Raw genomic sequence first — 12,108 nt, forward strand, 5'->3', positions numbered from 1 at the left:
AGTAAAAAGGGGAAATAAAATCTCTTACAATTTTACCTTTTGCCGTTTCGCACAAAAATAAAGCAGAAAGGGTACCAATGAACTATACAGTACAACACATTGCAGAGATCACCAATGCACAGATCATTGGAGACGGTAATTTATTGATTAAAAATATAGCTTATGACAGCAGAATTATTTATTCTACCAAGAATACAGCTTTTATTGCGATCAATACTCATAAAAATTCCGGAGAAAAATTTATAGAATCTGCAATAGACAGAGGTATCAGTGTCATTATTTCTGAACATCATTATCCGGAGTTTGAAAATATAACCTGGATCATTGTTGAAAATTCCGTAGAGTTTCTTCAAAAATTAGCCAAGTATCATTTTGAAAATTCACATTTGCAATCTATCGGCATTACCGGAAGTAATGGTAAAACTATTTTAAAAGAATGGTTGTATCAATGTTTATGGAATGAATTCCCTACAGTAAAAAGTCCTAAAAGTTTTAATTCTCAGATCGGTCTTCCGCTCTCTCTTCTTCAGATTAACAGCTCATATCAGCTGGGAATTTTTGAAGTAGGAATTTCAAAACCTCATGAAATGGAAAAGCTTGAAAATATTTTCCATCCTCAGATCGGACTGCTTACCCACATAGGGACTGCTCATGCTGCCAACTTTTCTTCCGAAGAAGAGTTGATTGATGAAAAGATCAGGCTTTTTAAAAATTCTGGAGTGATCATTTATAATGGTGACCACTCTTTGGTTGATCAAAAAATTAAAAAATCCTATTCTGATAAAAAATTAATTTCTTACGGTTTTAAAAAAGAGAACCAGGTTTTCATCAACAGCAATATTTCTAAAGATGAAAACATCATTGTTCAATATTTTGACGAAGAAATCAGTTTTCCGGTCTATCAAAGAGACGAAGCGACATTAACCAATGCTATGGCGCTTATCACAGTGCTTAAGGAACTGAATATCGAAAATAAAAAGATCGTTGAAAAAATCAACCTTTTAAAGGCCGTTGAAATGAGGCTTGAAGCAATAGAAGGAATTAAAGGCAATATTGTCATCAACGATTCTTTTAATCTTGACCTCGATTCTTTGAAGACTGCCCTCCAATTTTTGAACGAATACAACAAATCTAAAAAATCTCTGGTCTTAACAGATATTGTGGGAGTAAATTCCAACGCTAAAGAATTATATGAAGAAGTTTCTGAACTGGTGAATGAGCAGCATTTTGATTCTGTATTTTTAATCGGTGATGAAATTTCAAAGTTCAGTGAATTATTTAAAGCTAAAACATATACTTTCATTGACACTAAAGAGTTAATTGAAAGTAAATATCTTACAGAAATAGAAAATCAGATAATTCTTCTGAAAGGAGCCAGAAAATTTGAGATCGAAAGGCTTAAAGATATTCTTGAATTAAGAAAGCATGATACGGTACTGGAAGTAAATCTTAATGCAATACTTCATAATATCAATTATCATAAATCACTTCTGAAATCGGGAACCAAAATGATGGCTATGGTAAAAGCCAATGCCTACGGTCTGGGAAGTTATGAAGTATCTGAATTTCTACAGCACCACCATATAGATTACCTTGGAGTAGCTTATGTAGATGAAGGCGTAGAGCTTCGTAAAAAAGGAATTACAACACCTATTATTGTAATGAACCCTGAGCAGCACAGCTATCAGACTATTATAGAATACAACCTTGAGCCAGAAATTTACAGTTTCAGAGTTCTGGATTTATTTTATGAAGCCGTTCAGAGATCCGGATATGACAAGAAATATCCTATTCATATCAAGCTGGAAACCGGAATGCACCGTCTTGGTTTCAAAGATTTTGAGCTGGATCAGTTAAGTGAAACTTTAAGCCAGAAAAATGTAAAAGTGCAAAGTATGTTCAGTCATTTATCCTCTTCGGATATGCCTGAAGAAAAAGAATTCACGTTGAAACAGCTGGAAGTATTCGAAAAAAATTCCAGTTACCTTATTGAAAAATTAGGCTATACTCCTATTCGCCATATTCTGAATTCGGCTGGAATAACAAGCTATAAAGAACATCAGTATGACATGGTGAGAATTGGTATCGGTATGCTTGGAGAATCTGCAGATCCTGAAATTCAGAAGCAATTAAGATCTGTTGTAAGTTTTAAAACCGTAATTTCACAGATATCAACCGTTGAAAATGGCGAATCTGTTGGTTACAGTAGAAGGTATAAAGCAGATCACGCTACAAGAATTGCGACTATTCCCGTGGGATATGCAGACGGAATACCAAGGCTGATCGGAAATCAGGTTGGAAATGTAGGGATTAACAAGACATTGGCTCCAATTGTTGGAAATATCTGTATGGATATGATGATGATTAATGTAGACCATATTCCCAATGTAAAAGAAGGCGATACTGTAACTGTTTTCAATGCCCAGCCAAGCTTAAAAGAATTCGCAGGATACTGCAAAACGATAACCTATGAAGTATTAACCTCCATTTCGCCCCGGGTGAAACGGATTTATATAAAAGATTAATTATGAGAAAACTCCTGATTCTGTTTTTCATATTCCCACTGTTATTGATCCATTCTCAGGTAAAAAAAGATTTGGTGATTCCGAAAAATCCAAAGATAGGTCTGTCACTTGCCGGTGGCGGAGCCAAAGGTTTTTCACATGTCGGAGTTCTTAAAGTATTAGATTCATTGGGAGTGAAAGTGGACTATATCTCCGGAACAAGTATGGGAGCTATTGTAGGCGGATTGTATGCTGCAGGCTATTCTGGAAAAGAAATTGAAAAAATAGTCATGGATACGGATTTCTATTCTTTAATTATGGATCCAAAGTCAAGACAGGAAGCCAGCTTCTTCAATAAATCCGTAGACAAATACCTTTTATCTATACCGCTTAAAAACGGAAAAATCACACTTCCCTCCTCTATCAGTACCGGACAGAGAAATGTTTATCTTCTGAAAGAACTTTTCAAAAACGTTTCCAATATTGAGGACTTTTCCAAAATGCCCATTCCTTTTCTTTGTGTTGCTACCAATCTTGAAAGCGGAAATATGCAGATTTTTGAAAAAGGAGATCTGGTACAGTCTATCATGGCCAGTTCCGCATTTCCTTCTTTAATGGATCCTGTAAAGATTGGCGACAGTATTTATATTGACGGAGCCATGACAGTAAACTATCCATCAAAGCCTTTAAAAGACAAAGGAATTGATATCGTTATTGGGGTGGATCTGAATCAGGATCTATCAAAAAGAGAGGATTTAAACAATATTATATCCATTCTGAATCAGGTGATTGATTTTGGAATAAAAAAAGATACCAGAAAACAATATAAATACACAGACATCAATATAAAACCTAATCTTAAAGGAATGTCTGCTACAAGCTACGATGATAAAAAGAAAATTCTTGATAGCGGTTATGTAGAAGGGTTAAAATATACCCAGATACTAGACCAACTTCCCAAGCGGCCATTTGACCGCCTAAGACAGCGTATAAATCCTATTTATTCCAATGTATATAAAATAGACAGTATTTCTATTGAAGGAAGTAAAATCTACGGAAAAAATTATACCCTGGGGAAAATGGGATTGCGTCTACCCTCTTTACAAACCTATGGAAGCATCAATAAAATGATTGATAAATTGGTTGCAACCAACAACTACAAATTTATTAATTATGATATCGTTCAGGAGAATGATGCTAATTATTTAAAGCTTTATGTAACGGAAGATGACACCCGTCATTTCTTAAAATTTGGTTTGCATTATGATGAAGTTTTCAAAACAGGGCTTCTTCTGAATTACTCTGCAAAAAGGCTTTTATTTAAAAATTCAAACCTATCCCTTGATGTGGTGGTAGGTGACCGTTTAAGATATTATCTGAACTATTTTATAGATAACGGATATATCCCCGGATTTGGCCTTTATTCATCAGGTATGAGCTTCGATATTAAAAACGTAGATAACTATACTGTAGACCGCTGGGAATGGCTCAGAAATGAAGCCTATATACAGTCTGTATGGAAAGATAAATTTGCCATTGGTGGTGGAATAAGCCACGATTATTTCAAAGCAGAAAGCCCCAACGGCGAAAACCAGCGTTACAGCCGTTTTTTAAACCCTTATATCTTCATTAAAACCGATACTCAGGATGATAAGGAGTTTCCAACAAAAGGGGTTTATTTTGCAGCAGAAGGAAAGGTTATCGACCTTTTAAAATCACAAGTAGACAAAAGAATTATTCAGATTAAAGCAGATCTTAGGCTTAATATTCCTTTGGGCAAACAGTTCAGCTACCGGCTGAATTTATTTGGAGGGGTTACCCTTGGAGAAAACCTTCCTGACTATTATCAATACAGATTAGGAGGAATCTTCGAGCAGAATCTGATTAATTTCAAAAGCTTCGGAGGATTTTATTTCGCCCAGCTTTATACCAATAACGTGATATTGGCATCCAATGATATCCAGTTTAAATTTAACAAAAACTATTTCATCAGTGGAAACTTCAGCTTTGCTAACCTATCAAACGATATCAAGTTTGAAGATGCAGTTAAAGTAAACTATAGCTCACTGGGAATAACGGCAGGTTACAAATCTCCTTTCGGGCAGATAAAAGTAAACTTCAGCCACTCACTTAAAAATAACCAAAAAGGTATATTCAGTGTTATTTTAGGACACTGGTTTTAAAAAAAATGATACAGTTCTTTTACGAAAACTTACCAGAGTCGGTAAGCACAGATTACAAAAAATGGCTGGAAGATCTTATTCTTTCGGAAGGAAAAAAACTAGGAGAAATCAATTACATTTTCTGTGATGATGAATATCTTCTTAAGATCAATCAGGATTATTTGCAGCATGACTATTATACAGATATTATCACTTTTGATTATGTAAAAGGCAAGACAATAAGCGCTGAGATTTTCGTATCTTTGCAGCGCATTTCTGATAACGCTTCTACCCTTTCCCGAGATTATGAAGAAGAATTAAGAAGAGTTTTAGCCCATGGTATTTTGCACCTTGCAGGCTATAAAGACAAGACGGAAGAGGAAGAAAAAGAGATGCGGAGAATGGAAGATCTGTACTTAGACAAATACAGGGATTTAGAGATTTAAAATTGAACAATCACTTAAAGTCCCATACCTAAAGTACTCTGTTCTAGTAACAATATAAGTTTATCTAGAGTGCATTCTTCAAAAATGTTTCACGTGAAACATTGGTTAAAAAGATAAGGTTTAAAGCTTAAAACAAGCGAGATAAAATGATTTCAGAAATATATGATGTAATAGTAGTAGGTGCCGGACACGCTGGTTGTGAAGCTGCCGCTGCAGCAGCCAACCTCGGTTCAAAAACACTACTTGTTACAATGAATATGCAGACCATCGGACAGATGAGTTGCAACCCGGCAATGGGCGGAATCGCAAAAGGACAGATTGTAAGAGAGATTGATGCAATGGGAGGATATTCCGGAATTGTGGCAGATAAATCCGCTATTCAATTCAAGATGCTGAATCTTTCAAAAGGTCCTGCGATGTGGTCTCCGAGAACCCAAAATGACAGAATGCTTTTTGCCGAAGAATGGCGCTTAGCATTAGAGAATACTCCCAATCTTGATTTCTTTCAGGATATGGTGAAACAACTGATTATTGAAAATAATAAAGTAACCGGAGTGGTTACTTCTTTAGGAATTGAGATTAAAGCAAAATCTGTAGTTCTTACTAATGGTACATTTCTTAACGGATTAATTCACGTTGGAGACAAACAATTAGGAGGAGGAAGAATGGGCGAACCAAGAGCTTTTGGAATTACAGAACAATTGGTCACTTTAGGTTTCGAAGCAGGAAGGATGAAGACCGGTACTCCACCGAGAGTAGACGGAAGAAGTTTGGATTATTCAAAAATGGAAGAACAGAAAGGAGATGAAAATCCACAAAAGTTCAGCTATCTTGATACCCCAAAATTGACAAAACAATTAAGCTGTCATATTGTTTACACCAACGAAACAGTACATGATATCTTAAGAGAAGGTTTTGACAGAAGTCCAATGTTCAATGGAACGATTCAAAGTTTAGGACCTAGATACTGCCCTAGTATTGAAGATAAAATCAATCGTTTTGCAGAAAGAAACAGACACCAGCTTTTCGTAGAACCGGAAGGATGGAAAACTGTTGAGATCTATGTAAACGGATTCAGCTCTTCTCTTCCCGAGGACGTACAGATCAAAGCAATGAAACATATTCCAGGATTTGAAAACGTAAAAGTTTTCCGTCCAGGCTACGCTATTGAATATGATTACTTCCCTCCCACTCAATTGAAGCATACTTTAGAAACGAAATTAGTAGACAATTTATACTTTGCAGGACAAATTAACGGGACAACAGGATATGAAGAAGCTGCAGGACAAGGATTAATTGCCGGTATCAATGCACACAATAAAGTTCACGAAAAAGGAGATTTTATCCTAAACAGAGATGAAGCTTATATCGGAGTATTGATTGATGATTTAATTACTAAAGGAACAGAAGAACCTTACAGAATGTTTACTTCACGTGCCGAATACAGACTTCTTTTGAGACAGGATAACGCAGATATCAGACTTACTGAAAAAGCATTCCAGCTAGGCTTGGCAAAAGAAGATAGGTTAAGAAGAGTTGAAACCAAAATATCTGAAAGCCAAGCACTTGAAGAGTTTCTTCGCGAAACTTCTTTAAAACCAGGAATAATCAATCCTATTCTTGAATCTATTGAGAGCAATCCTGTAGATCAGGCATACAGAGCAGCTCAGTTTCTTACCAGACCTAATATAACATTAGAAAAGCTGGATGAAATTGATTCTATTAAAGAAGTTTCTTCTCAATACAGTGACGAAGTAAGAGAACAGGCAGAGATCAATATAAAGTATAAAGGTTATATTGAGAAAGAAAAAGAAAACGTAGCGAAGCTGAACCGTCTGGAAAACATTAAAATTCCGGAAGACTTTGATTATACGAAGCTAAACAGCCTTTCTGCAGAAGCAAAACAGAAGATGTCTAACGTACGTCCGAAGACCATTGCGCAGGCAGGAAGAATAAGTGGGGTTTCTCCAGCTGATATTAATGTTTTACTGGTCTATTTAGGACGTTAAAAAAGAAATGTTTCACGTGAAACATTAAAAATAATAAAGCAAAAATTAAGGTATTTATGAGGCTCTATCAACCTCTGAATATCTTAATTTTTTTACAAGATAAAAAGATAACGATTTCAATGAAAATAAAAGATCATTTTCTTTCACAGGAAATATTTGAGATTAAAGAAACACATACAAAAGGAGTCTTTAAGACCTCCCCTATCCCAACCAATATTTCCAGATATTATGAAAGTGAAGATTACATTTCTCATCATCAGGATTCCGGAAGTCTGAAAGAAAAACTATATAAATTTCTTCAGTCTTTTAATCTACAGTACAAAAAAAATATACTCGTAGACAGAATAAAAAAAGGATCAAAAGTTCTTGATTACGGATGTGGTGCCGGAGAGTTTGTAAAATATATAGAAAATGATTTTGAAACATTCGGTTTTGAACCAGATTCAGATGCAAGAAAAGCAGCACAGAGTAAAATAACGAAAGCTTCTATTCTAGATAATATCAATAAAATTGAAGAAAACAGTTTAGACGCTATTACCCTATGGCATGTTTTTGAACACATCGAAAACCAGGATGAGATGCTTAATATTTTTCACGGGAAATTAAAAGAAAAAGGAATTCTTGTAATCGCAGTTCCCAATCCTACTTCTTATGATGCAAAACATTATAAAGAATATTGGGCAGCTTATGATGTACCAAGACACATCTATCATTTCTCTAAAAATGGAATGGAAAATCTAATTTCTAAAAATCCAGATTGGAAAATGAGAAAGATCAAGCCTTTGGTTCTTGACTCATATTATATATCCATGTTAAGCGAAAAATACAAAAAATCACCACTATTTTGGGCAAAAGCAGTGATCCACGGAACAATTTCTAACATAAAGGCATTATTTTCCAACGAATTTTCAAGTTTGATATACATTATCGAAAAAAGATAAAAAGTCGATTTTTAAGCCATTTCTGAAGGTCAATTTTCAACGTTTTTAGCTTAAAAAATAAAAACTCAGGATTTTTTCCTGAGTTTTCTTTTTTTTATCAAACCTAATTTTTATATCTTATAAAATATTAATAAAATCTGGAGAAAATATTTAAACCAAAATATTCACTTTCATAAATTTAAGAAACATCTTCCTTACTCCATTTTACAAACTGAACAAATTAACTATTTCAAAACTTCTCTCAAAGTTCTACTCAAACTTAAAAAAATCAATTTTTATATTTGCTTCTATCAGTATAGATAAAAAAACGCTAAAATTGATTTCAGAAAGCAAATTCTGTCAGAAACAGACATAATTTCAATTCAAAATAAACCAGGATATAAATCTTGAAAAAATTCAGAAATTTGATTTTTAAGCCATTTATGAAGATCGATTTTCACCACTTTTATAGAAAAAAGATTAGTCAATCAGGAACGATGTATCTCTTCAAATCAAAAAATTTAAATTATCAGTTTATTTGAAAATAACTTCACCGAAATTAAGTGAATGGAAAAAATTAAGACTCCCCTACTCCATCTTCTCATTCTTATAAAAAATTGAATTGGCCTTAAATTATAATTTTCAAAATAATTCTATCAAATTTTAAAATATAAAAGAATTGGCAGCAAATGAAAATTTGTGGAGTAAAAAAATTCGAATGTTGATCTAAAAAAATAATACACAATTTAAAAACTAAAATTGGGGAACTTAAAAAAGTCAAAATAATTTTAAGCATCTAATCAATTCTAAAGTTTAAACGGAAAATATATAAAAAAGAAAATTTATCTTAAAAAATATATAACTTATTCATTCTATGATATTTAATGAGTAAAATTAAAACAAAATAACAAATAAAAAAATAGCTTAATTATTGATATACAATAAATTACAATGTCTTCACATATATATGAAATAAAATAAATATTTCAGACCCAATTTTAAACAAGAAAAATAGTAACCAAATCTCTCCTGCAAAAAGATAAAATTTAGAAAAACAAAATACAAAACTTTGGACTAAAGATTATAGCTAAAAAAATATTGAAAATCTGGTAATGGATAAAAATTAAGATCAGAGAAAAACACCTTAATTTATATAGAATATTTTGTCTGAGTCACTCCAAATAAAAACAGATATTTTCCATAAAACATACCCAAAAATTATCTGGAAAGAGATCATGGGAACTTACGACAATTTCAAAATTTAACTGCTAAAAATAGAGTCAGTTTTATTAAGAATTCATGATAAAAAGCGAAAATAAAATCTAAAATAATATAGAAGTTTAGAGGAAGATTGTAAGATAAGATCCATTAGAAAACCTAAGTAACTGAAAGAGAATTCACCTCAAAAATACATAACTATAAGTTATATCTAAAATTATTTGAAGATGCTCATCAATACAGGATTTTCTTACAATTCCAAAAAGAAAAAAAGCCTGCTAATAATATTAGCAGGCTTTAAAATATTAATTTTTATCTCTTAATTGTTGATAGCAGCTACACCTGGTAACTCAAGTCCTTCAAGACTTTCAAGCATTGCTCCACCACCGGTAGACACATAACTTACCTGATCAGCATATCCGAATTGTTTAACGAAAGCAACACTGTCTCCTCCTCCTACTAAAGAGAAAGCTCCTAATCTTGTTGCTTCAGCAATACTCTCACCTAAGGCAACGGTTCCTCCTGCAAAATTTGACATTTCAAAAACCCCAATAGGGCCATTCCAAAGAATTGTTCTTGAATTCAATAATACATCATTGAACTGGTCTCTTGATTTATTTCCAGCATCAAGTCCCATCCATCCTTCAGGGATTGCATAGATATCAACTTCTTTTCTCTCTCCGTCATTACTAAAGCTTTCAGCGATGATAGTATCAGAAGGAAGATATACTTTTACTTTATGTTCTTTTGCTTTTCCTAAAATCTCAAGAGCCAAAGGAATTTTATCTTCTTCTACCAAAGAATTACCAATTTTCCCTCCAAGAGCCTTAATAAAGGTAAATGCCATACCTCCTCCAATGATCAAATTATCCACTGCAGGAAGAATATTTTCTATAATGGTAATTTTAGTTGAAACTTTAGAGCCTCCCAAAATAGCTGTAACAGGCTTTTCTCCACTTTTTAATACTTTATCGATGGCCTGAAGTTCTTTAGCCATTAGTAAACCGAAATATTTAGTTGATGGAAAATATTGTGCGATGACAGCTGTAGAAGCGTGAGCTCTGTGTGCTGTTCCGAATGCATCATTTACATACGCATCACCTAGCTTAGAAAGTTTCTCAGCAAAAGCAGCATCTCCTTTTTCCTCTTCATTATGAAAACGAACATTCTCCAATAATAAAACCTCTCCCGGCTTCAGATCTGCAGCAGCTTGCTCTGCTTTCTCACCAATACACTCATCCACAAACTTCACTTCCTTACCTAAAACAGAAGAAACTTCGCCAACAATATGTTTAAGAGAAAATTCATCTTTCACTTCCCCCTTAGGTCTTCCAAGGTGTGTGATTAAGATGACAGAACCACCATCACTAAGGATTTTCTCCACTGTAGGTTTCACAGCAACAATTCTTGTATTGTCTGTCACCTTCAGCTGATCATCCTGAGGAACATTGAAGTCCACTCTTACCAGAGCTTTCTTATCTTTAAAATTGAAATCATTGATTGTTTTCATAAATAGATCTATTTTTTTCCAAGTCTTACGAAATCATTTTGGCCAGTCCAGATTAACTTTTCCGGAAATCCCGCCAGGACAAATTCATGCAACTCATTGAATTTTCGTTTCACAAATGTAAGGTTTTAAACTTTTTCAACACTTTGATTAAAATAAAAGTTTTCAAAAACTTTCCCCGAACCCAATCACCCATTAATCAACAATTTTTTCTCTTTTAAAAAAAAGAATAATGTAGTTGTTGTTGAGTGTTGTTAGTTTCGGGGATAAGTTTTAGCTTAATAATTGGTAACATTCAACTTTTATTCAATTCATATTTAACTCACAATATAAATACTTGTAAACCGCCTATTTAACATACTTATTAACAAATGTTGGTAACTTTGAAATGAAACCATTATTAGTTATTTTATTATGGAAAAAGCTGGGGATAGATGAAGAAAACATCTGGAAAGTTGTGGTAAAAGTTTGAGGAAAGAAATTCTATTACGAAATAAATTGATCTTTAAAAATAGAAAGTTGATAAAAGTTTTCCACAGTTATTCACATCGCTTTTCACAATTAACTCAGGGTTTACTAACACGAATTGTTATTATTCTTACCTTTGTCATGAAATAGAATCTAATAAAGCTTAATAAGAGTATTATGAAAAGAAAAATTGCTATCGCAGCGGACCATGCAGGCTATGAATATAAGGAGATTGTTAAGAACTACCTTTCAGAACGTTTTGAGGTTCAAGATTTTGGCACGTTTTCCACAAACAGTGTGGATTATCCGGACTTTGTGCACCCTGCTGCAACCTCTGTGGAAAACGGAGAAAATGAGCTGGGAATTCTGATCTGCGGAAGCGGAAACGGCGTTCAGATCACTGCGAACAAACACCAGAAAATAAGATGTGCATTATGTTGGATGCCGGAGATTGCAACACTGGCAAGACAGCATAATGATGCCAACATGATTTCAATGCCTGCAAGATTTATCTCAAAAGAACTGGCGATTGAAATTGTAGATAAATTTCTTTCAACAGACTTTGAAGGTGGAAGACACCAGAACAGAGTTGACAAAATTGCAGTTTGCTAAATATAATAAGGCTTGTAAATCACTTTACAAGCCTTATTTATTTTTTATTCGTACATTTGCAGTGTCCAATAGAAATTACACTCTATTATTCTACAAAGCCTTTCTTATATTTGAAACATATTTAATAGAAGGTTTTTCTCTTTTCTTCTCGAGAATTGTATTAAATTTATACAAAACTAAAGCTCCCGTTCTAAGTAAACTGAAAGATAATTTCTGATGATGTACGGAAAGAATCTAATGATGAAATTGAATAACCTTATAT

At 33.6% G+C, this 12,108-nt stretch carries 7 protein-coding genes; 6 read left to right on the forward strand and 1 reads right to left on the reverse strand.

Features of this window, described 5'->3' with window-relative positions; all coding sequences use genetic code 11:
- The first annotated feature begins 77 nt into the window (after window positions 1–77).
- The 5 genes from CLU97_RS03560 to CLU97_RS03580 all read left to right on the forward strand — a co-directional run bounded on the left by CLU97_RS03560 (window position 78) and on the right by CLU97_RS03580 (window position 8,062).
- Window positions 78–2,525, forward strand: a complete 2,448-nt coding sequence (locus CLU97_RS03560) for a bifunctional UDP-N-acetylmuramoyl-tripeptide:D-alanyl-D-alanine ligase/alanine racemase (RefSeq protein WP_121486725.1) — start codon at window positions 78–80, stop codon at window positions 2,523–2,525.
- A gap of 2 nt (window positions 2,526–2,527) precedes the next feature.
- Window positions 2,528–4,687, forward strand: coding sequence for a patatin-like phospholipase family protein (locus CLU97_RS03565; protein WP_121486726.1), 2,160 nt, complete (start codon window positions 2,528–2,530; stop codon window positions 4,685–4,687).
- 5 nt (window positions 4,688–4,692) lie between these two features.
- Window positions 4,693–5,112 carry an rRNA maturation RNase YbeY gene (gene ybeY, locus CLU97_RS03570; protein ID WP_121486727.1) on the forward strand — a complete coding sequence of 140 codons (420 nt, stop codon included), beginning with the start codon at window positions 4,693–4,695 and terminating at the stop codon, window positions 5,110–5,112.
- Window positions 5,113–5,258: 146 nt separating this feature from the next.
- A complete protein-coding gene (mnmG, locus tag CLU97_RS03575; RefSeq protein WP_121486728.1) occupies window positions 5,259–7,121 on the forward strand; it encodes a tRNA uridine-5-carboxymethylaminomethyl(34) synthesis enzyme MnmG in 1,863 nt (620 codons plus the stop codon).
- Window positions 7,122–7,240: 119 nt separating this feature from the next.
- Entirely contained in the window at window positions 7,241–8,062 is an 822-nt protein-coding gene (locus tag CLU97_RS03580) for a class I SAM-dependent methyltransferase (protein WP_121486729.1), read from the forward strand.
- Between the two features lie 1,516 nt (window positions 8,063–9,578).
- Here CLU97_RS03580 and CLU97_RS03585 read toward each other — a convergent pair.
- Window positions 9,579–10,769, reverse strand: a complete 1,191-nt coding sequence (locus tag CLU97_RS03585) for a phosphoglycerate kinase (RefSeq protein WP_121486730.1) — start codon at window positions 10,767–10,769, stop codon at window positions 9,579–9,581.
- A 642-nt stretch (window positions 10,770–11,411) separates the two neighbouring features.
- On the opposite strand from CLU97_RS03585, the gene rpiB reads away from it, so the two are divergent.
- Window positions 11,412–11,846: a ribose 5-phosphate isomerase B gene (rpiB, locus tag CLU97_RS03590; protein WP_027372149.1), complete on the forward strand. Its 435-nt coding sequence runs from the start codon at window positions 11,412–11,414 to the stop codon at window positions 11,844–11,846.
- Window positions 11,847–12,108 lie beyond the last annotated feature (262 nt).

It is taken from the genome of Chryseobacterium sp. 7 (assembly GCF_003663845.1).
Lineage (GTDB): Bacteria > Bacteroidota > Bacteroidia > Flavobacteriales > Weeksellaceae > Chryseobacterium.